Origin of the sequence: Acinetobacter puyangensis (assembly GCF_900096995.1) — a bacterium.
Taxonomy (GTDB): domain Bacteria; phylum Pseudomonadota; class Gammaproteobacteria; order Pseudomonadales; family Moraxellaceae; genus Acinetobacter; species Acinetobacter puyangensis.
The window spans coordinates 145,995-166,172 of the sequence record NZ_OANT01000007.1; the positions used below are offsets into that span (position 1 = coordinate 145,995).

Consider the following 20,178-nt stretch of genomic DNA (forward strand, 5'->3'; position numbering starts at 1 on the left):
TTTTGATCAGCATGACAAAAAAATTGCAGATTGAGTGAACACTTGTTGACTCAGAAATAAAACTCAAATATAGTGTACATATGTTCACTAAAAGAACGATTGTTCACTCAAACAAAAATCAGCATTAACAGAGGAACGTTATGAATGCAACGACATACCAATCCCACTATCAACCTCAGTGGGTAAAAGCCGATTTCATAGATTTCATATTGGAAAAAGTAAATCCTTTATGGAGTATAAATAAAGTCAAAGCAGAAGTTGTTGAATATAAGCAACTTAGCGAAGATATGTATCAAGTGCATTTACAACCGAACAGTAAATTTAACAAGATTTGGCAGGCAGGGCAATCGGTTCTGGTCACAATACAAATTGCTGGTGTATTTCATCAACGCAGTTATTCCATTGTCGAGATTACCGATCAAGGTCAAGTGGTGCTGGGAATCAAGAGACAAGGTCAGGTGTCAAAATTTTTGACTCAGCCCCACCAAAATTTAATTGTTGAACTCTCTCAGGTACAGGGCGATTTTGTTTTACATCAAGGTACAGCACCTGCATTATTCATCGCATCAGGTAGTGGTATTACTGCGATTTATGCCATGCTCAAGCAAGCGTTAAAGCAAAATTTACAGCAAGTTTATGTACTCTATTTTAACCGCCATCCTATTTATCATGCGGAAATTGAAAAACTTGCTGCACAATATCCACAACTTCAATATCTGTTAATTGATACCACTACACAGAAGCAACACTTTGATGAAAACCTAATCAATGCGTTTTGTCCAGATTGGCAACAGTATAATGCTTATGTGTGCGGTGCAAGTCCCTTAATGCAAGCAGCAAAACAACTGTATGCCGATCATCAAAAGCAAAATTTATTACATACCGAATATTTTCAGCCCACAGTAGATGAAAATGCAACGGAGCAACCGATTACGTTTCGTCGCTCACAAAGGGATTTTATTGCGACACAAACCTTATTGATCAGTGCCGAACAGGCTGGCTTAAAACCCTCACATGGTTGTCGTATGGGGATTTGTAATACCTGTACCTGTACCAAAGTCAGTGGTGTAACGAAAAATATTCTAACAGGTGAAATTGAATCGGAAGACAATCGTCCGATTAAATTATGTATCAGTCAGGCAATCAGCCCTGTCGTGATTGATCTTTAAGTCGTCATAAAAATAAATAGAGGAAATGACCATGAATACAGCCGTAAAATTCCCGTTAAATAGCAAATCGAAGTATTTAACGCCCGCACAGATTGAAGAATTTGGTGCAAAAATTGAAGCCATTCGTCTGGAGGTCATGAATGATCTAGGCGAAAAAGATGCCAGATATATTTATAAAGTCCGTGATTTTGTCCGTTATACTGAAATTGCATCACGTGGTATGTTGATGTTTGCTGGCTGGATTCCTCCTGTTTGGTTGGTCGCTACAGGGATGTTAGGTGTATCCAAGATCGTTGAAAATATGGAATTGGCACATAATGTGATGCATGGGCAATATGATTGGCTCAATGATGACAGCTTACGTGGTAATGATTATGACTGGGATAATGTCTGTACAGGTGAAGACTGGCGTTACACGCATAATTATCTCCATCATACCTATACCAATATTATTGGACAGGATCATGATGTGGGTTATGGCATTTTACGGGTTAGTGCAGAGCAGCCTTGGGAATTACGCTTTTTATTTAATCTTCCTTTAGCAGCCCAATTGATGTTATTTTTTGAATGGTATGTGGGTATCCAGAGTTTACATTTGGAAGATGCAGTCATATATAAAACTAAATCGTGGAAACAAGTGTGGATAGATTCGCAAAAAGCACGTAAAAAAATTACCCGTCAGTTGGCAAAAGATTATGTATTTTTCCCAGCGATTTCAACGATTAATTTTATTCCCGTGTTTGCAGGCAATTTTACAGCCAATATTATTCGTAATTTATGGTCATCAGCAGTGATCTTTAATGGACACTTTACCGAAGATGCGGAAAATTTTCAGCCAGACAATACTGCGACAGAAACACGAGCGCAGTTTTATTTACGTCAGATTCGTGGTTCCAGTAATTTTACAGGTGGCAAGACACTGCACTTTTTAAGTGGTAATTTAAGTCATCAGATTGAGCATCATTTATTCCCTGATATGCCTGCCAATCGTTATCAGGACATTGCACCCAAAGTCAGAGCGATTTGTGAAGAATATGGCATAAATTATAACAGTGCCAGTTTTACTAAACAGTTTGCGACGGTATGGATGGGTTTGGCGAAATTATCTTTACCACAACGCCATGATCGTGAACGTATTGCTGCGAAGCTCAAACATAAAATGACAGGATTTTTTGCTTAATTTATTTTTAGCAGAATCATAATTCTTTCTTTTTCTCTTGCGCAGGGTTAGTCAAACGACTAGCCCTTTTTTTGTTCTGGTTTTACACTAGAGCAAATTCTGTATTGTTTTAAATTGAGATATGTCAAAAAATATATTGTTTATTCATGGTTTTGCTTCGATCGGTCAGGGTGTGAAATCATTGCAATTAAAAGCAATCTTTGATGATCACATTTTTACACCAGACCTTTCTCATCAACCTTTACAGGATGTACAGATGTTAAGTCAATTGGTAGAGCAGCAACAGATTAAAACAGTCATTGGTAGTTCTTTAGGTGGCTTTTATGCATTACTTTTAGCCTTGAAATATCCGGTTAACCTGATTCTGATCAATCCTGCATTACAGTCACCTATGACCTTACAGAAATATATTGGCACAGTACAACGCTCGGATGGTCAAACATTTGAATGGGGTGAACGTCAGATTGATGAATTAACGCAGTTATTAAAACAAATTCAACCAGAAAATCTACAAAAGCTGGACAAATCCAGCGTGTTGATGCTTTTGGCTACCCATGATGAAGTGCTAGATTATCGTATTGCAGCGCAGTTATTACAGGGCACCAATATCCTGTTGGATGAGAGAGAAGATCATCGTTTTGCCAATTTACAGCCTTATGCAGACTTGATTCGGACGTGGCATCAAGCGCTATAAATGGTTTTTCCCATTACAGCAGCATTTGCTATACTAGCCGCCTTAGACTTATTCCCCCCAACAGGATTTTTATGCGTATCGACCAAAGAGCTTTAAACCAATTACGTCCAGTCAAAATTACTCGTAACTATACACGTTATGCAGAAGGCTCGGTGTTAGTCGAATTTGGTCATACCAAAGTATTGTGTACAGCCAGTATTGATAATAGCGTACCACGTTTTTTAAAAGGCAAGGGACAAGGCTGGGTGACTGCTGAATACGGCATGTTGCCACGTTCAACCCATACCCGTTCTGACCGTGAAGCTGCTCGTGGCAAACAAAGTGGTCGTACACAGGAGATTCAACGTTTGATCGGTCGTAGCCTACGTGCCATGGTCGATTTAAAGAAACTGGGTGAAAATACCATTACCATTGACTGTGATGTGATTCAGGCAGATGGTGGTACACGTACTGCATCAATCACAGGTGCGGCAGTGGCATTGATCGATGCAATGAATGTACTGCTTGAGCAAAAGAAAATTAAACATGATCCTTTAAAAGGCTTAGTTGCAGCCGTGTCTGTGGGTGTTTTCGAAGGCGAAGCTTTACTTGATCTATGCTATGAAGAAGATTCAAATTGTGAAACCGATTTAAATGTGGTGATGACACAATCTGGCGAGTTTATTGAGATTCAAGGCACTGCCGAAGAAAAACCGTTTACGCGTGATCAAGCCAATCAAATGCTGGCATTGGCAGAAGAGGGAATTAAGCAACTGATTGTTGAGCAGCAAAAGGCTTTGGGCTGGTAATAAATACGGTTAAATGCCTGATTAGAGCTGCCTCAATGGGTAGCTCTTTTTATGATAGAGTTAAAACAATAAACAGGAATTGATAAGCTTATCTCTAAAAGAGAATAATTATTAATTACATAAGGCGTACAAAATTTTCCATTCCTCTATTGATTCAAATCTAAACTCTACAGGATAATCTTAAGAAGGTATTGCGAGGATTTGATATGTCCTTTATTGAAATTATTTTGCTCTCCATATATGTAATATTTTTTATTATTGCTTTCGTTTGCCTGATAATTTCCTTTGTTTCACAAGATATTTTATTTCTTATTGTGGCTATTCTTTGCGTGGTTTCCGCACTCTTGTTTAAATCGCATTTTTCAGAATATTTCCCTCCGCTAAAATTTAAAAAATAATGGCCTTGTTCAAGTGATGCTAGAATGGTAGTTTTATGAATGATTTTAATATCCCACAATAGGTCTAAGTTATTGTGGGATATTTTTTTTATTTTAGCCATTTATTAAGGCCATGCGATTTCGGATTTTACCACTTTTGCGCCAAGCTCAAGGCTACTTGTATCTTTAAATTGTGGATATTGATTTTTCATGCGATCAATCAATTGTTGCGAATTTTGACTAGCGCTGACCGCTTTTTCATACTGTTTGAGGTAGCTTACAGTAAAATCTACAGCGGCAATTCCAGTTGGTGCATTCTCTTGCATATGCGCAGGAATCACCTGTTCTGGATGTAGTGCTTTAATTTCGTTTAAACTGGCAATCACTTGTTGGCGGTCTTTTGGTTGTGGGGTATCTGCGGTCCACACATGTATGCCAGAGCTAACCAAATTGCCACCGACTACGGCTTTGATGCTGGGAATCCAGAGAAAGGTATGTTCATTCTGACCTTTAATTTCGATATCCTGACCATCAAGTGTCAGATGTTTTGCAGTATAAGCTTTGGGGAGATAGGTTGCAGTTGGCGCATTGCGTCCAAATTTGGGTGCCCAGTATTTGAGTTTTAATTCCTGTGTGGCTGCAATGTGTTTGACTGTTTGTGGTGTGGCAATTACTTCTACTTGTGGGAAGTAGGTTTTAAGTGTTTGAAGGCCAAAATAATAATCTGGGTCGCCAAAACTGATAAAGATTGTTTTAAGATTTTTACCGCTGTCCAGAATATCGGCAACAACACGTAATGCTTCTGAACGGCTAAATTGTGCATTGACTAAAATCACATCTTTTTCACCCTCAATCAGTGTCGATGTAACACCAAAGTTTTGTGGTTCAGCCAGATGGGTTTTTAATGATAAGGGTTGTGCCATAGCAAGGTTTGAAAGTCCTACCAGTGCAGTAATGAGTACAACTTTGGGAAATAATCGTTTCATGACATAGTGCTCGAATAAATAAAAAAACTTTAATTTTTTTAATTTATCGTAGTTCTATACCATGATATAGCCTGAATTGTGCGATAAACTGTTGCATAAAATGAAACAATGGCAATAGAAATGGACACGATTAAAGCAATACAGGTTTTTATTGAAGTTGCAGAACGTGAAAGTTTTACGCAGGCCGCCGAACATTTGAATTTATCACGGGCAATGGTGTCCAGATACGTTGAATATCTGGAACAGCGTTTTGCCGTGCGATTATTACAGCGCAATACCCGTAAGGTGACGCTTACTCTTGCAGGAGAACAGGCTTTAATCCATTGTCGTGCCATGTTGCGCCAGCAGCAGGAGCTATATGCGCTATCAAGCGAGCATCAGTTGCAAGGCACGATTCGCCTGACCATGGGACAATTTCTATTTGATATTTATTTTAAACAGATACTGATTCAGTTTCGGCAACAATATCCCCAGATACGTATAGACCTACTGATCACAGAAGAAATCGTTGATCTGTATGATCATCGTATTGATTTGGCTTTTCGTATTAGCCAGAAATTTGCCGAAGGTTTAATTGCTTTTCCTTTAAAGGATATTGCCTCGGTGTTATGCGCCTCACCAGAATTTTTGCAACATAATGCTGTGCATCATCCGCAACAATTGAATGATCTGCCTTGTCTGGTTCATTCAGCGATTGCACGTCAACATACTTGGCTATTGACCTCACAGCAACAACCGCAAAATTATATGCTGCAAACTGCCTATAGTAGTAATGAGGTGATGACACTTTATCAACTTTGTCTATCAGGACAAGGAATTGCGATGTTACCTAGCGATTTAATTGCCCAAGATCTAGAACAAGGTACATTGATTCAGGTATTCGCTGAATATCATGCACCGGATTATGAGTTGTGTCTGCTCTATCCATCACGCTTGCATTTACCTAACATTATTCAGTTATTCATTGCTTTTGTTAAGCAATCTTTCCGGTAAGGCGACTCATCATCTTTTGTTGAGTTGTCGCTTAAGTCAAAAAATTGCATAAACTAGGCACATTTCGGTACGGGTGCACTTTCTACGGTAATTTGTGCTTGTGTTAGGGTAAATAAAGATTCAATTTGTTTTTGCGCATTGCCATTAGCAATTTCTAAAATTCCGGATTGGCAGGCTGTTTGAATAATTTTATTGCGAGCTGCGGTCTGGGCAAGACTTAATAATTGCGGATCAATATCCATCAAACCAAATAAACCTGTTCTGATGTCATAAACTTCTGTTTTATCCAGACTACTGGAGAGGATTTCAACGGGGGGAAGTTTGATATGTATGGCTTTGCCATCTTTGGAAACAGTTACATTTTCGGGTGTGAGTTTAGACAGATTTAAGCCGGCAACCACACGACCACTGGCAAGAAAAAGCCCTTTTTGCTGATCTTGCCACAGTCGGTTCCATGAGCCTTCACGGGTACTGGTGACCACGGTATCAATATGGAATGCGACAGTTTCCAGATTATTGAGATGTTGAATATGCTGCAATACACCATCACTGGTCATGACCTGAATATCGGGTTGTTGCTTTTGATACCATTTGATTGCTGCAAAAGCCGATATAAGACTGATCACAATAATGACAATTAACCATTTAAACCACGGACGTGAAGCTTCTGGAGCGAGAGACATTATAAAAATTCCCTAAACAATATTGCATCATCTTGGTAATAAGGCGATTTGTTCTTATTATAGCGTATTAATGTGATTAAAATAACGTTAATACTGAGATCATTCCGGATGGATTTATGATTTATTCACAAAAGCGTCATCATTTGCTTATAAATTTCTTTTAAAACGCTAAAAGACAAAAAAATACCTTGAAATTTTAGCTTAAGCCCATATTTCCTAAAACAATCGATCAACATTATTCATCATGGCAGTTCGGCATCATGAATTTGTCTAATGCCCATAAAAAAGGTACTGCACATGTTTGACTTTTTTAATAAACGGAGATCATCAATGGCAAACGAGCAAAATGAAAACGCTCAAGAACTTGCACAAGAGCAGGTAGAAAACGCTGAGCAAGCTCAACATGAAAGTACAGAAAATATTACAGAAGAGAGTGTCGAGGATTTAAAGGCCCAGATTGTAAAACTTGAAGAAAGCTTAAAACTTGAAAAGGCAAGAGCTGCCAATGCAATTTATGAAGCAGGCAAAGTAAAAGAACGGCTGGAACGTGAAGCTGAAGCTGCGAAAAAATTTGCGCTGGAAAAGTTTGCCAAAGGTCTACTGGATTCTGTTGATAATCTTGAGCGTGCCATTCAGGCAGCAGGTGAGGAAAAGTCACCTTTGCTTGAAGGTGTGGAATTGACCCTGAAATCACTGATCACCACTTTAGAAAAACATGAAGTGGTCGCAGTAGATACGGTAAATGGTTTTAATGCGGATTTACATCAGGCTGTAGGTATTGATCCGAGTGCCAAAGCAGGTGAAATCGGTAACGTATTGCAAAAAGGTTATACCTTATCAGGTCGTTTATTACGCCCTGCCATGGTCACCGTTGGGCAATAGGTCAAAAGAATTGCGAGAGTATTGAGTTTTTTTTTAAGTAGATGACTTGAAAAAAACTGAACTGCTCTCATATTGGATAACAAGCAAATCCCCTTGTAGTCCCCTTTGTTAAAGGGGAGATGAGAGGGATTAAAAAAGATTTTTGAGGAAAATATATAATGGCTAAAATTATTGGTATTGATTTAGGTACAACAAACTCATGTGTTGCTGTACTAGAAGGCGATAAAGTAAAAGTAATTGAAAATGCAGAAGGCACACGTACTACGCCGTCGATTATTGCTTATAAAGATGGCGAAATTCTGGTTGGTCAATCTGCAAAACGTCAAGCAGTGACTAACCCGAAAAATACATTATTCGCAATCAAGCGTTTAATTGGTCGTCGCTATGATGATGCTGCGGTACAAAAAGACATTGGTCTGGTTCCGTATAAAATTATTAAAGCAGATAATGGTGATGCGTGGGTTGAAGTAAACGACAAAAAACTGGCACCACAACAGATCTCCGCTGAAATTTTGAAAAAAATGAAAAAAACAGCAGAAGATTATCTGGGTGAAACAGTGACAGAAGCGGTCATTACTGTACCTGCTTATTTTAATGATGCACAACGTCAAGCGACTAAAGATGCCGGTAAAATTGCAGGTCTTGATGTAAAACGTATCATTAACGAACCGACTGCTGCGGCACTTGCATTTGGTATGGACAAGAAAGAAGGCGACCGTAAAATCGCAGTCTATGACTTGGGTGGTGGTACATTTGACGTATCCATCATTGAAATTGCCGACCTTGATGGCGACCAACAAATCGAAGTGTTATCGACTAACGGTGATACCTTCCTTGGTGGTGAAGACTTTGATAATGCATTAATTGAATTTCTGGTTGAAGAGTTCAAAAAAGAACAAAGTGTTAACCTGAAAAATGATCCACTGGCATTACAACGTCTAAAAGAAGCAGCAGAGAAAGCCAAAATTGAATTGTCTTCTTCTAATGCAACTGAAATTAACCTGCCATATATCACTGCCGATGCAACTGGTCCAAAACACTTGGTAATCAATGTGACTCGTGCAAAATTGGAAGGTTTGGTTGCAGACTTGGTTGCTCGTACCATTGAGCCATGTAAAATTGCATTAAAAGATGCTGGTCTTTCGACTTCTGACATCTCTGACGTGATTTTGGTAGGTGGTCAATCCCGTATGCCACTTGTACAACAAAAAGTACAAGAATTTTTCGGTAAAGAACCACGTAAAGATGTAAACCCAGATGAAGCTGTAGCGATTGGTGCTGCGATTCAGGGTGCAGTATTGTCAGGTGATAAAAACGACGTATTGTTGCTGGACGTTACCCCATTAACTTTGGGTATCGAAACTATGGGCGGTGTATTAACACCAATCATCGAGAAAAACACTACAATTCCTGCGAAAAAATCACAGGTTTTCTCGACAGCGGCCGATAACCAACCTGCGGTAGACATTTCTGTTTATCAAGGTGAGCGTAAAATGGCACAACAAAACAAATTGTTGGGCAACTTCCAATTAGGCGATATTCCACCAGCACCACGTGGCGTACCACAAATTGAAGTATCATTTGACATCAATGCCGATGGTATCTTGAAAGTATCTGCAAAAGATAAAAGCACTGGTAAAGAGCAATCTATTCAGATTAAAGCAAACTCTGGTTTGTCTGATGCCGAGATCGATGCAATGATTAAAGATGCAGAAGCGAATGCAGAAGAAGATCGTAAGTTTGAAGAACTGGCTAAAGCCCGTAACGAAGCAGATGCCTTAGTATCCAGCGCAACCAAAGCAGTTAAAGATTTGGGTGATAAAGTCACTGCTGATGAAAAAACTGCGGTTGAAACTGCTGTATCAGAGCTTGAAGCAGCAACCAAAGAAAATGATGTTGATGCGATCAAAGCAAAAACTGAAAGCTTGCAAAATATCTTGTTGCCAATTACCCAACGTGCGTATGAACAAGCACAGGGTGCAGCAGGTGGTGCACAGGATTTTGATCCGAATGCATTTAATCAGGATGCTGGTCAACAACAGCAAAAAGCTGATGATGGCGTGGTTGATGCAGAATTTACAGAAGTTAAAGATGACAAAAAATAATTTGTCACTTTAATCAAAAAGACCGCTTAGAGTAATCTAGGCGGTTTTTTTATAAGTCAAAATTTTTGCGGTTGTAGAAAGGATGTTTGAATGTCTAGCCAAAGCATCTTACTTGAACCTAAAGCCACCTAAGGCTTAGAATAGGTTCAAAGCATTATAAACAAGTAATGCTGAAAGAGTATTACCGAATGCTAATCAATATAGACGATATCTTAAAGTCAGAAAAAGTACTCTATACCTTCAAAATTTTAACTTGTGCAGGCTTGATTGCATTGCTGGCGATTATTTTTGACAAGGATAAAACCAGCAATTTTTTTCTATGGGCATCCTTAACTGCATTTTTTACCGTACAGTATGACAGTAAAAATAAAGTCAATTTTAATCAGGTGACAGGCAATGTCATCGGTTCTGTGGTAGGAATAATCATTTGGTTGTTGATAGCGAATATCTCTCACCATCAGGGCTATTATATTAATCTGGAATATTGGTTTTTAATCCTCGGTATTTTGCTGACCACTCTGTGCTGTATTTTAATGAATCATGCTGAATATTGCGGCATTGCATTGGCTAGTTTTCTAATTGTGACGATTTATGATGTATCTCATCACAGTATTGAAGGTGCATTGATGAGAATTGTATTTTGTATCGTGGGTTGTTTGATTGCCTATGCCGTGGATATCTTGGCGCGTAACTTTTGGACAAAACAATTAGATAACTTGTAATTTTAAAAAACAACCTTTGGCGATTAAAATACATTCTACCCAACGATTAAAAATTTTCTCCATATATTCTTCATATTGATATGAATTTATTCACAAATTAACAACTTATCTAAAGTCAAAACATGGCATTGATATGTTAGTTTTAATAAATAATAATTCTCATTTACTTGCACCTTATGCTTAAGCGCCGTTATCTTGTCATCTTATTGATACCATTGGCTTGTGTCTCATTATTTGTGGGCGTGGGAAGTATGAATCCGGCTGATTTATGGTCTGGGCAGTCCTCTGCCTGGGAATTATTCTGGACCAGCCGATTTCCACGTTTGATGGCAATTCTGATTGCAGGTGCGGGATTGAGTGTTTGTGGTCTAATCATGCAGGCGTTGAGTCGCAATCGTTTTGTCTCACCTACCACTGCGGGGTTATTTGATTGTGCGCGTCTTGGGGTATTGTTGGCGATTATTTTATTTCCGGCAGCATCGATATTGGTTAAAACCGGATTTGCAATTTTTGCCACCATGATCGGTGTCAGTGTATTTATGGCGGTACTGTCTACACTCAAGCATCGTGACACGATTTTTGTACCCTTGGTGGGCATGATTTTTGGCAGTATTGTGTCTGCCTTTACCACTTTCATTGCATTACAGTTGGATTTGATGCAAAACCTTGCTGGCTGGTTACAAGGTGATTTCTCTACCATTCTGAATGGCCAATATGAATTAATCTATTTTAGTGTGCCTGTGTTGGTGCTGACCTATTATTTCGCCAATCGATTTTTTTTGGTGGGGCTGGGTGATGATTTTGCGGTCAATCTTGGATTGAACTATAAACGAACTTTGTTTATTGGCTTGCTTATGGTGTCCATGATTACTGGCATCGTGATTGTGACAGTGGGTGCGATTCCTTTTGTTGGTTTGGTTGTTCCCAATCTGGTCAGTTTATATTTGGGCGATAATATTCAGAAAACCTTGTCACATACGGCGATTTTTGGTGCCTTGCTGGTTTTGTTGTGTGATGTATTTGGTCGAATTGTAATTTACCCTTACGAAATTTCTGTCAGTTTGATTATGGGTGTACTTGGCAGCATTGTGTTTTTATGGCTGTTGCTTAGGAAATACCGCTATGTCTAATCATCAGAAGTTATTTGTTTTATTGATTCTAACATTGGCGACGATAGTTCTATATCTGACATGGGGTTTAAGTGCGCAAAGCTGGCAATTTGCATTGAAGCTGCGTTCACAAACCATGATTGCAATTGTGGTGGCTGGCTGTGCCGTGGGTATTTCGACGTTGGTGTTTTATACCATTGTTAATAATCGTATTGTGACCCCTCAAGTACTCGGGCTAGATAAACTGTACGAACTTTCCAAGACTTTAGTGATTTATCTATTTGGCAGTAGTGCATTGTTATCGATGCATTTTGTGCTGGACTATGCGCTAAGTCTATTTGCCATGCTGATCTTTGCATTTTTACTCTACTGGTTTATTTTCAAAAAAGTTGCGGCAGAAAATATTTATTTTCTGTTATTGGTCGGCCTCATTTGTGCCACATTATTCGATAGCATGACCACGTTTTTTCAGGTACTGCTTGACCCAAATGAGTTTCAGGTGGCGATGCATGCCGGATTTGCCAGTTTTAATGCGGTAAAAATGCAACTGGTCATGTTGGCTTGCATCACTATTTTACCGATTCTCTATTACAGCATTAAATATCATCATCGGCTTGATGTGATGGCACTGGGGCGTGAACACGCGCTTAATCTGGGACTGGATTATGATCGTACCAGTCAGATTTTACTGATATTTGTGGTATTGGCACTGGCATCGGCTACAGCATTGGCGGGCCCCATGATGTTTCTGGGATTGCTGGTATTGAATTTGACGTTGGAAATTTTTAGAACCCATCAACATCGGATTTTGTTGGTCGGCATCATGCTGGTCAGTATTCTGTCTTTAACGATTGGTCAATTTGTAGTGATGCATCTGCTTAATTTTAAAACGACATTAAGCGTCATTATTAATTTTATCGGTGGTATTTATTTCTTCTGGATTTTGTTAAAGGAAAATAGACGATGGCAATAGAACTTCGCAATCTCAGCAAGGGCTATCACGGGCAACGTGTGGTTAACGATGTTTCCTTGACCATTGCAGAAGGACAGTTCACTGCATTTATTGGTCCTAATGGTGCAGGGAAAAGCACAGTATTGGCCATGATTAGCCGGCTGATTCAACCAGATGAAGGCAAAATCCTGCTAGATGGCGAAGAAATTTTACAATTAAAAAGTGCAGATATCGCCAAAAAATTGGCAATTTTAAAGCAATCCAATCATACCGAATTGCGTTTGAGTATTGAGGATCTAGTGGCTTTTGGCCGTTTTCCCTATTCGCAAGGTCGTCTGAATGCAGAGGACAAGCAGATTATTGCACGGGTTTTGCGTTATATGGATTTATATGAGATGCGGCATAAACCGATGACCACATTGTCTGGTGGGCAGCGTCAACGTGCCTATATTGCGATGGTGTTGGCACAGGATACAGATTATATCTTGCTGGATGAGCCACTCAATAATCTGGATATGAAGCATTCTGCACAAATCATGAAGGTATTAAAAGATTTATCGGTAAATCATGGCAAAACCATAGTGATGGTGATTCATGATATTAATTTTGCCTCAGTGTATGCCGATCAGATCATTGCCATGAAAGATGGGCAACTATGTTATCAGGGACGTCCTGAATACATTATTGATGAAAAAATACTCGCTGAGATCTTTGATTTTAACATTCCGATTCAACAGATTCAGGGACATAAATTAGGGCTATATTTTATTAGCTAGGAGTTTGATATGAGATTAAAACAGCTATTGCTTGCACTGACCTGTGTTATGACATTGTCAGCGTGTAATAAAGCCGATCCACAACAAAATACTGCACAACAGCAGACAAGCAATGAAACCACGCAAACATTTGACAGTAAAGCAGGTGAAATTACACTGCCTGTTGATCTCCAGCGTATTGCCGTACTAGATACCAATGCGCTTAGTACAATTCAGGCATTAGGTGCAAGCGATAAAGTGGTTGCTGTTACTCGCAGTACGCCATTACCTAACGCATTACAGGCATTTTCAAATGAAAAGTATGCAGATGTGGGTACAGCCAAAGAACCTAATCTGGAACGTGTTTTGGCAACCCAACCACAATTGATTGTGATGGGCGCGCGCATGGAAAAAATGCTAGATCAATTGAAACAAATTGCACCTACTTATTTTAATGAAGTTGATAATGCCGACTTTTTTAACTCATTTAAACAACAAACCCTGACCATTGCCAAAATGGTGGATAAAACACCGGAAGCCGAACAACAATTACAACAACTTGATCAAGATATTGCTGCACTAAAAGAAAAGACCAAAGGCAAAACCGCATTGATGATTTTGGTCAATAATAATAAATTTTCGGCGTATGGACCGGGTTCCCGCTTTGGAATGATCTATGATTTATATGGTTTTACACCAATTGACTCGGAGATTAAGGTGGGATTGCATGGTATGTCGGTATCACATGAGTTTATTGCCGAAAAAGACCCAGATTATTTATTTGTTATGGATCGGGGCGCTGCGATTAGTAATAAAACAGATGGCGCACAACAGGCATTAAATAATCGGATTATTCAAAACACCAAAGCCGCTAAAAATGGTCATATCATCTATTTGAATGCGGGCAACTGGTATCTCACCACAACCGGTTTGGGTGGCCAACAGGCTATGCTTAAGGAAGTGGCAGATACCGTGCAATAGATACTTTACCCATAGGGCTATGGGTAAAGTGATAGGTATTAGGACATAATTGTGACATGTATAGGAAACTGATATACATCACAGTTATGTCCTGTGCCGATACGATCGACGACAGCAAAATCACTCGGTGCTTCAAATGTAAGCAGTGGATGATGCCAAGTGCCAGCCCGATAGTTTACGCCCTGATAACCATTGCTGATAAATGCACGTACACGGTGAATATCTGGTGTCTGAGCATCAAGCGCAGGCGCAACCACAACTAAAAATTTTTGTCCCTGCATGGGAATAAATGCCTGTGAACCATTGGGATGGCGTTCCAGCATATGAATTTGCAGCGGTAGCTCAGTTTTTTTGATATTACGAAAAATACTGATACCAGCTCTGGCATCTCCGATGATTTCTGTATTGACCAAAGCATGATAGCGTTCGGTATGCTGATCATTAATATAGAAAAAATCATTATTTTCGCAACTGATCACTTCGCCGAATTCGGCAAAGTTATCTTTACTGAGTGGTTGTACATCTACGATTAGATTGCTCATGTTGCTCTCTTATACCAATTTACCCCATAGGCGAATACGGCTGATGCCACCATCAGGAATCATATTGACACGGATATGGGAGATTTTTTCATGGGCCAGAATTTCATTTAGATATTCATGAATATGATCCATCTGCATTTGCTGTGCTTCCAGTAAGTAAGTCCAGAACATACTTTGCGGAATCAGCTGTGCATCGGTTGCATCTTCAATATAGGTGGCCTGAATAGATACCTGTGCCGGGAAATTGCCTTTAAAATGCGCGGTATCAATCTCAATTTTTTCGATTTTACCTGCTTGTCCCAATGCAATAATACTCCAGTCATAGCCCGGTGCACGACGACGTTTGGTTTCCCAGCCATCACCCATATTAATGCCGCGACCCGGATTGATCAGATTACGTGGATGACCAAAGTGGGCATCACTGAAAGCGATGATACGGCCACCGTTTCTTAAGGCCACCAAATCCAGTGTTTCATCGGTACGTTGCGCCTGAATTTGTACTTGACCATAAATTTTTAAACGGGCAATACCCCCATCAGGGAAAATATTCAGACGAACATGGGTAAATACTTGTTGTGCATTTTGACTGATTAAAACATGATGTTGGCTTGGACCCAGTAAGCTGTTGGGTAAAATGCTCTGCCATTGTGCGTTTTCAATGTCACCATTTGGTGCATAAAAGCCCTCTAATGATGCAGATGCAGGATAGTTCCCTGTAAAAAAAGTCGTGTCGATATCTACAGCCTGAATTGTTCCGGCAACACCCAGTTGGATAATGCACCAGTCATAACCTGTTTCACGTTTACGACGTGTTTCCCATCCGTCCATCCATTTACCATGATCATCAAATTTGTCTTCAACAAAAATTGGCGCAGTAAATTGCAGCATGCGCTTTGCCTCAGCAAAGAATTGATCAGAACAGCTAACGATTGCAGTACCTAGACGTTCGTCTGCAAGGTTGGTGTAAGGAAGAAGCGTTTCAGGTATAGTAAATTCTGGAGCAAGTAAGGTTGCCATAAATCAATCCAATGTATGTCAGTCCGAAAGAACGAGGTAATGCTATCAAATTTTGTTCAATGACACATCTGATAGCAACTGTATTTTTCAGGGAAATCATATTTTGTTAACAATTAAATTATACATTGTTAGCAAAATGGTTGAAATGGCATGTTTTTTGTAGGGATTGAAGTTGTAAATTAAAAATTAAGTTGATAGAGCATTGGAGAAGCATATGCGTGTCGTGATTATTGGCGCAGGAATTGGTGGGTTATCAGCAGGTATTTTGCTTAAAAAATATGGGCATGACGTCACAGTATATGAACAAGTTGAAAAAATTCTTCCAGTGGGTGCAGCCATTTCTGTCTGGTCAAATGGGGTCAAGTGCTTAAACTATCTGGGATTACAGACACAGGTTGAAAAACTGGGCGGTATCATGGACCGTATGGCCTATGTTGATGGTTTAAGTAATGATGTGATGACGCAATTTGGTATTCAGTCTTTAATTGATGAAGTCGGTCAGCGTCCTTATCCGGTATCGCGTGCCGAATTGCAAAATATGCTGATGGATGAATTTGGGCGTGAAGACATTCATCTTGGTGTTCGTCTGATTGGTATTGAAGATCATGGCGATAGTATTACGGCGGAACTGTCTAATGATAGCAAAGTCGAAGCGGACTTATTGATTGGTGCAGATGGCACGCATTCCTTTGCCCGTGAATATATTCTGGGTAAAAAAGTTGAACGTCGCTATGCCGGTTATGTCAATTGGAATGGTCTGGTTGAAATCGATGAAAGCATTGCACCAGCCGACCAATGGACAACCTTTGTGGGCCAAGGTAAACGTGTTTCTTTAATGCCAATTGCAGGCAATCGGTTTTATTTCTTCTTTGATGTGCCGTTACCGGTAGGCTTGGGCAATGATAAGGCTGAATATAAAACTTTATTAAAAGAATATTTTGCCGGTTGGTGTGAACCGGTACAGAAATTGATTGATCAAATTGATCCACAAAGAACCAACCGCGTAGAAATTCATGATATTGAACCATTCTATGAATGGTACAAAGGTCGTTGTGTCATTCTGGGTGATGCTGCTCACAGCACCACACCGGATATTGGGCAAGGTGGATGTCAGGCGTTGGAAGATGCCATTTACTTAACCCGTTCCTTACAAATCAATAGCAACAGCATTGCCGATGCCTTACAGCGTTATCAGGACGTGCGTAGTCCTCGAGCCAATGAACTGGTATTACGTGCACGTAAACGCTGTGATGTAACCCATATGAAAGATGAGGCAGAAACTGCCGCATGGTATGAAGAACTGCGTCATGAAGATGGTGAACGCATCATGAAAGGAATTATTAGTAATATTATTGGTAATCCATTGGATTAACTTTAAGCGTCTAATATATTTTTACTTTCTCCAGAGATCACTTATATTCTTTATAATGTGGTCTCTTTTTTATCCATATTGATGTAACTAAAATGTCTGAACAATGTGCTTGTCAATCTGGTCAAGACTATGAGAACTGTTGCCAGCCTTTTCATGCGAATAAGCAGTATCCAGAAAATGCCGAACAATTGATGCGATCACGGTATGCGGCTTATGTGCTGAAAAATATTGCCTATATTGTGGCAACGACCGTTCCTGCCCAGCAAAAATTACTTGATCAAGACGCAATGCGACAATGGAGTGAAGAAACTCGATGGGATGGACTAGACATTATTCAGCATCATCCCAAAGTTGATAAAAATCATGCGCAGGTTGAATTTAAAGCGTATTATCTGACAAGTGCGGGACGGCAGTTTCATCATGAATTATCCACCTTTACGTGTATAGATGGACGATGGTATTTTCTGGATCCGACTGTAGAAATATCCTTGAGCATGAAGCAACCTTGTTTGTGTGGATCAGGTAAAAAATTTAAACAATGCTGTGCGACCTATCTCTAACTACTTTTTAGCTAAACTCGGCTACAATAGCGTAATTTTAAAAAGATTGATGATGTAACGCATGTTGCTGACCATTATTTATATTATAGCCATTACCGCTGAGGCAATGACCGGGGCACTTTCCGCAGGTCGTCGTAGCATGGATTGGTTTGGTGTCATTTTGATTGCCAGTGTCACGGCACTTGGTGGTGGTTCAGTCCGTGATGTGTTGTTGGGACATTATCCCTTAACTTGGGTTAAGCATCCCGAGTATCTGGTACTGACGACTTTTGCTGCGTTATTTACTATTATCATTGCCAAATGGATGAAGCATTTACGCAATATTTTCCTGTTGCTAGATGCACTGGGTTTAATAGGCTTTACCATTATTGGATGCCAGATTGCCATTCAGATGGGACATGGCTTTGTGGTCGCTGCGGTCGCAGGCGTATTAACCGGGGTGTCAGGCGGTATTTTGCGTGATATTTTGTGTAATGATGTCCCACTCGTATTTCGTCGGGAACTCTACGCCAGTATCTCTTTCGCTGCTGTAGTATTTTATTGGATTTGTTTCCAGTACGCACATTTAAACCTTGAAGCGACGGTGATCTTTACTTTGATTTTTGGTTTCACTTTACGTGTGGTTGCCATCTATTTTGGTCTGGAAATGCCTAAATTTATTTATCAGGAAGATGATGAAAGTTCTGCATCTTCAACAGATGAGCATTAATACGTCACATGTTTTATCTTTTGAGCAAGATTTTTGCTTAAACAATCCAATCTATGGTTGATGGGGAAATTTTATGGATTTAATCAGTCGGGTACAGCGTATTCCAGTCGGTAAATTCCATTACACCTTATTGTGGATGATTGGACTGGGTTGGATGTTCGATGCCATGGATACAGGCATGATTTCTTTTATCATGACTGAACTGGCTGCGGATTGGTCTCTTGACGCCAAACAAAAAGCATCTATCGTCAGTCTGACTTTTGTCGGTATGGCAATCGGTGCAGTGGTGGCGGGTGGCGTTGCCGACAAAATCGGCCGAAAAACTGTTTTTGCCGTAACCCTGTTTATTTATAGTATTGCAACGGCACTTTGTGCCTTTGCGCCCAATTTGACTTGGCTATTGGTGTTTAGATTTATTGTCGGTCTGGGATTGGGCGGACAGTTACCTGTTGCAGTGTCTCTGGTCAGTGAATATATTCCGGCACAGGTTCGTGGTCGTTTTATTGTATTACTGGAGAGTTTCTGGGGCTTGGGCTGGCTGGTCGCAGCACTGGTTTCCTACTTTTTTATTCCAAAGTTTGGCTGGCATGCTGCTTTTTTAATTGGCGGTTTACCTGCACTTTATGTATTCGTGATTTGGAAAAAAGTACCGGAATCTATTCCTTATTTGATTAATCGCGGTCGTTTACAAGAAGCGCATCAGATTGTCTGTAAAATGGAAAAACAGGCAGGCTTGCCAGTGATTCAGCAGATAAAAGCACTTCCTGTTGCAAAACAACATGACGTTTCTTTTCGCCAGCTTTGGTCAACAACCTTATGGAAACGCTCACTGATGCTGTGGTTGATCTGGTTTGGTGTGGTTTATTCCTATTACGGTATATTTACTTGGTTACCCAGTCTTTTGGTGCAAGAAGGCTATACCATTGTCAAATCTTTTGAATATGTGTTGGTCATGATCTTGGCACAATTACCGGGATATCTTGCAGCTGCTTGGTGTGTGGAAAAATTTGGGCGTAAATTTACCTTGGCTGGATTTATTGCAGCATGCGCTGTGTGTGCTTATTTCTTTGGCAATGCTGGCTCAATAATCATGATTATCGTGTGGGGCTGTCTATTATCTTTCTTTAACTTAGGTGCGTGGGGTGTGGTCTATACCTATACACCAGAGCAATATCCGACGAATATCCGTGCCTTTGGTTCGGGGTGGGCTTCTGCAATTGGCCGTATCGGTGGTATTTGCGCACCCATTGTAGTGACCGGCATGATGGACTTGCCCAATAGTTTCCATAATGTATTTCTCATGTTTACCGCTGTGTTAATGGCAGTGGCATTGGTGGTTCTGATCTTGGGTGAAGAAACGAAAGGCAGAACATTAGAGTCAATCAGTCAGTAAAAAAGCACTTAATTAAAGCAAATTGAAGAAAACTCGTTAGAAATTGTTCATTAATTATGCATTTGTGATAAAAGAGGTCAAAAAAAGTGCGTATGATGATAAAAGATAAAAAAGGGGGTTGCGTTGGTATGTGAATGCTGTAGAATGCACATCCATCGGCGGTGATGCAGATTAAAACTTGTTGAAAAACAGGGTGTTAGTTGGGACTT

21 protein-coding genes are annotated in these 20,178 nt (G+C 39.9%); 16 read left to right on the plus strand and 5 right to left on the minus strand.

Annotation, left to right across the window (positions count from 1 at the left end; all coding sequences use genetic code 11):
- The first annotated feature begins 140 nt into the window (after window positions 1–140).
- The 4 genes from CRO21_RS13210 to rph all read left to right on the plus strand — a co-directional run bounded on the left by CRO21_RS13210 (window position 141) and on the right by rph (window position 3,831).
- Window positions 141–1,169: a flavin reductase family protein gene (locus tag CRO21_RS13210; protein ID WP_097079782.1), complete on the plus strand. Its 1,029-nt coding sequence runs from the start codon at window positions 141–143 to the stop codon at window positions 1,167–1,169.
- A gap of 31 nt (window positions 1,170–1,200) precedes the next feature.
- Window positions 1,201–2,349, plus strand: a complete 1,149-nt coding sequence (locus CRO21_RS13215; protein WP_097079783.1) for a fatty acid desaturase family protein — start codon at window positions 1,201–1,203, stop codon at window positions 2,347–2,349.
- 121 nt (window positions 2,350–2,470) lie between these two features.
- Window positions 2,471–3,043, plus strand: a complete 573-nt coding sequence (locus tag CRO21_RS13220; protein ID WP_097079784.1) for a YqiA/YcfP family alpha/beta fold hydrolase — start codon at window positions 2,471–2,473, stop codon at window positions 3,041–3,043.
- 71 nt (window positions 3,044–3,114) lie between these two features.
- Complete coding sequence (gene rph, locus CRO21_RS13225) at window positions 3,115–3,831, plus strand: ribonuclease PH (protein ID WP_097079785.1); 717 nt, start codon at window positions 3,115–3,117, stop codon at window positions 3,829–3,831.
- Between the two features lie 160 nt (window positions 3,832–3,991).
- On the opposite strand, the gene CRO21_RS13230 is transcribed toward rph, so the two are convergent.
- Window positions 3,992–4,330, minus strand: a complete 339-nt coding sequence (locus CRO21_RS13230; RefSeq protein ID WP_097079786.1) for a hypothetical protein — start codon at window positions 4,328–4,330, stop codon at window positions 3,992–3,994.
- A gap of 3 nt (window positions 4,331–4,333) precedes the next feature.
- Window positions 4,334–5,194, minus strand: a complete 861-nt coding sequence (locus tag CRO21_RS13235) for an MBL fold metallo-hydrolase (RefSeq protein ID WP_097079787.1) — start codon at window positions 5,192–5,194, stop codon at window positions 4,334–4,336.
- Between the two features lie 120 nt (window positions 5,195–5,314).
- Here CRO21_RS13235 and CRO21_RS13240 point away from each other — a divergent pair, with 120 nt between their 5' ends.
- Window positions 5,315–6,187 carry a LysR family transcriptional regulator gene (locus CRO21_RS13240; RefSeq protein WP_097079788.1) on the plus strand — a complete coding sequence of 291 codons (873 nt, stop codon included), beginning with the start codon at window positions 5,315–5,317 and terminating at the stop codon, window positions 6,185–6,187.
- A gap of 53 nt (window positions 6,188–6,240) precedes the next feature.
- On the opposite strand, the gene CRO21_RS13245 is transcribed toward CRO21_RS13240, so the two are convergent.
- Window positions 6,241–6,870: a DUF4230 domain-containing protein gene (locus CRO21_RS13245; protein ID WP_097079789.1), complete on the minus strand. Its 630-nt coding sequence runs from the start codon at window positions 6,868–6,870 to the stop codon at window positions 6,241–6,243.
- A gap of 330 nt (window positions 6,871–7,200) precedes the next feature.
- On the opposite strand from CRO21_RS13245, the gene grpE reads away from it, so the two are divergent.
- The 7 genes from grpE (at window position 7,201) to CRO21_RS13280 (ending at window position 14,376) form a co-directional block, all read left to right on the plus strand.
- Entirely contained in the window at window positions 7,201–7,752 is a 552-nt protein-coding gene (gene grpE / locus CRO21_RS13250; protein ID WP_097079790.1) for a nucleotide exchange factor GrpE, read from the plus strand.
- Between the two features lie 158 nt (window positions 7,753–7,910).
- Window positions 7,911–9,857, plus strand: a complete 1,947-nt coding sequence (gene dnaK, locus CRO21_RS13255; RefSeq protein ID WP_097079791.1) for a molecular chaperone DnaK — start codon at window positions 7,911–7,913, stop codon at window positions 9,855–9,857.
- Window positions 9,858–10,045: 188 nt separating this feature from the next.
- Entirely contained in the window at window positions 10,046–10,579 is a 534-nt protein-coding gene (locus tag CRO21_RS13260; protein ID WP_097079792.1) for an FUSC family protein, read from the plus strand.
- Window positions 10,580–10,755: 176 nt separating this feature from the next.
- Window positions 10,756–11,709, plus strand: a complete 954-nt coding sequence (locus CRO21_RS13265; protein ID WP_097079793.1) for an ABC transporter permease — start codon at window positions 10,756–10,758, stop codon at window positions 11,707–11,709.
- Window positions 11,702–12,661, plus strand: a complete 960-nt coding sequence (locus CRO21_RS13270; protein WP_097079794.1) for an iron chelate uptake ABC transporter family permease subunit — start codon at window positions 11,702–11,704, stop codon at window positions 12,659–12,661. Before CRO21_RS13265 ends, CRO21_RS13270 begins: the two co-directional genes overlap by 8 nt.
- The gene (locus CRO21_RS13275) at window positions 12,652–13,416 is read left to right on the plus strand and encodes an iron ABC transporter ATP-binding protein (RefSeq protein ID WP_097079795.1); all 765 of its coding nucleotides are present in this window, start codon (window positions 12,652–12,654) and stop codon (window positions 13,414–13,416) included. Before CRO21_RS13270 ends, CRO21_RS13275 begins: the two co-directional genes overlap by 10 nt.
- 9 nt (window positions 13,417–13,425) lie before the next feature.
- Window positions 13,426–14,376, plus strand: coding sequence for a siderophore ABC transporter substrate-binding protein (locus CRO21_RS13280; protein WP_097079796.1), 951 nt, complete (start codon window positions 13,426–13,428; stop codon window positions 14,374–14,376).
- Between the two features lie 38 nt (window positions 14,377–14,414).
- Here the strand turns inward: CRO21_RS13280 and CRO21_RS13285 are convergent, their stop codons facing one another.
- Together CRO21_RS13285 and alc are read right to left on the minus strand one after the other, a co-directional pair.
- Complete coding sequence (locus tag CRO21_RS13285; protein ID WP_097079797.1) at window positions 14,415–14,918, minus strand: ureidoglycolate lyase; 504 nt, start codon at window positions 14,916–14,918, stop codon at window positions 14,415–14,417.
- Window positions 14,919–14,927: 9 nt separating this feature from the next.
- Window positions 14,928–15,935 carry an allantoicase gene (alc, locus tag CRO21_RS13290; protein WP_097079798.1) on the minus strand — a complete coding sequence of 336 codons (1,008 nt, stop codon included), beginning with the start codon at window positions 15,933–15,935 and terminating at the stop codon, window positions 14,928–14,930.
- 214 nt (window positions 15,936–16,149) lie between these two features.
- Between alc and hpxO the strand changes: the two genes are divergently transcribed.
- The 4 genes from hpxO (at window position 16,150) to niaP (ending at window position 19,969) form a co-directional block, all read left to right on the plus strand.
- Window positions 16,150–17,307, plus strand: a complete 1,158-nt coding sequence (gene hpxO, locus CRO21_RS13295) for an FAD-dependent urate hydroxylase HpxO (protein ID WP_097079799.1) — start codon at window positions 16,150–16,152, stop codon at window positions 17,305–17,307.
- A gap of 92 nt (window positions 17,308–17,399) precedes the next feature.
- Window positions 17,400–17,867 (plus strand): YchJ family protein, encoded by a 468-nt coding sequence (locus CRO21_RS13300; RefSeq protein ID WP_097079800.1) that lies wholly within the window; start codon window positions 17,400–17,402, stop codon window positions 17,865–17,867.
- A gap of 61 nt (window positions 17,868–17,928) precedes the next feature.
- Window positions 17,929–18,576, plus strand: coding sequence for a trimeric intracellular cation channel family protein (locus tag CRO21_RS13305; RefSeq protein WP_097079801.1), 648 nt, complete (start codon window positions 17,929–17,931; stop codon window positions 18,574–18,576).
- A gap of 73 nt (window positions 18,577–18,649) precedes the next feature.
- The gene (gene niaP, locus CRO21_RS13310) at window positions 18,650–19,969 is read left to right on the plus strand and encodes a niacin transporter NiaP (protein ID WP_097079802.1); all 1,320 of its coding nucleotides are present in this window, start codon (window positions 18,650–18,652) and stop codon (window positions 19,967–19,969) included.
- The last annotated feature ends 209 nt before the right edge of the window (window positions 19,970–20,178 follow it).

What these genes read in the sequence shown, in the direction of transcription:
- CRO21_RS13210 (WP_097079782.1), top strand. Translation starts at nt 141, where the DNA reads ATGAATGCAACGACATACCAATCCCACTATCAACCTCAGTGGGTAAAA.
- CRO21_RS13215 (WP_097079783.1), top strand. Translation starts at nt 1,201, where the DNA reads ATGAATACAGCCGTAAAATTCCCGTTAAATAGCAAATCGAAGTATTTA.
- CRO21_RS13220 (WP_097079784.1), top strand. Translation starts at nt 2,471, where the DNA reads ATGTCAAAAAATATATTGTTTATTCATGGTTTTGCTTCGATCGGTCAG.
- rph (WP_097079785.1), top strand. Translation starts at nt 3,115, where the DNA reads ATGCGTATCGACCAAAGAGCTTTAAACCAATTACGTCCAGTCAAAATT.
- CRO21_RS13230 (WP_097079786.1), bottom strand. Translation starts at nt 4,330, where the DNA reads ATGGCTAAAATAAAAAAAATATCCCACAATAACTTAGACCTATTGTGG.
- CRO21_RS13235 (WP_097079787.1), bottom strand. Translation starts at nt 5,194, where the DNA reads ATGAAACGATTATTTCCCAAAGTTGTACTCATTACTGCACTGGTAGGA.
- CRO21_RS13240 (WP_097079788.1), top strand. Translation starts at nt 5,315, where the DNA reads ATGGACACGATTAAAGCAATACAGGTTTTTATTGAAGTTGCAGAACGT.
- CRO21_RS13245 (WP_097079789.1), bottom strand. Translation starts at nt 6,870, where the DNA reads ATGTCTCTCGCTCCAGAAGCTTCACGTCCGTGGTTTAAATGGTTAATT.
- grpE (WP_097079790.1), top strand. Translation starts at nt 7,201, where the DNA reads ATGGCAAACGAGCAAAATGAAAACGCTCAAGAACTTGCACAAGAGCAG.
- dnaK (WP_097079791.1), top strand. Translation starts at nt 7,911, where the DNA reads ATGGCTAAAATTATTGGTATTGATTTAGGTACAACAAACTCATGTGTT.
- CRO21_RS13260 (WP_097079792.1), top strand. Translation starts at nt 10,046, where the DNA reads ATGCTAATCAATATAGACGATATCTTAAAGTCAGAAAAAGTACTCTAT.
- CRO21_RS13265 (WP_097079793.1), top strand. Translation starts at nt 10,756, where the DNA reads ATGCTTAAGCGCCGTTATCTTGTCATCTTATTGATACCATTGGCTTGT.
- CRO21_RS13270 (WP_097079794.1), top strand. Translation starts at nt 11,702, where the DNA reads ATGTCTAATCATCAGAAGTTATTTGTTTTATTGATTCTAACATTGGCG.
- CRO21_RS13275 (WP_097079795.1), top strand. Translation starts at nt 12,652, where the DNA reads ATGGCAATAGAACTTCGCAATCTCAGCAAGGGCTATCACGGGCAACGT.
- CRO21_RS13280 (WP_097079796.1), top strand. Translation starts at nt 13,426, where the DNA reads ATGAGATTAAAACAGCTATTGCTTGCACTGACCTGTGTTATGACATTG.
- CRO21_RS13285 (WP_097079797.1), bottom strand. Translation starts at nt 14,918, where the DNA reads ATGAGCAATCTAATCGTAGATGTACAACCACTCAGTAAAGATAACTTT.
- alc (WP_097079798.1), bottom strand. Translation starts at nt 15,935, where the DNA reads ATGGCAACCTTACTTGCTCCAGAATTTACTATACCTGAAACGCTTCTT.
- hpxO (WP_097079799.1), top strand. Translation starts at nt 16,150, where the DNA reads ATGCGTGTCGTGATTATTGGCGCAGGAATTGGTGGGTTATCAGCAGGT.
- CRO21_RS13300 (WP_097079800.1), top strand. Translation starts at nt 17,400, where the DNA reads ATGTCTGAACAATGTGCTTGTCAATCTGGTCAAGACTATGAGAACTGT.
- CRO21_RS13305 (WP_097079801.1), top strand. Translation starts at nt 17,929, where the DNA reads ATGTTGCTGACCATTATTTATATTATAGCCATTACCGCTGAGGCAATG.
- niaP (WP_097079802.1), top strand. Translation starts at nt 18,650, where the DNA reads ATGGATTTAATCAGTCGGGTACAGCGTATTCCAGTCGGTAAATTCCAT.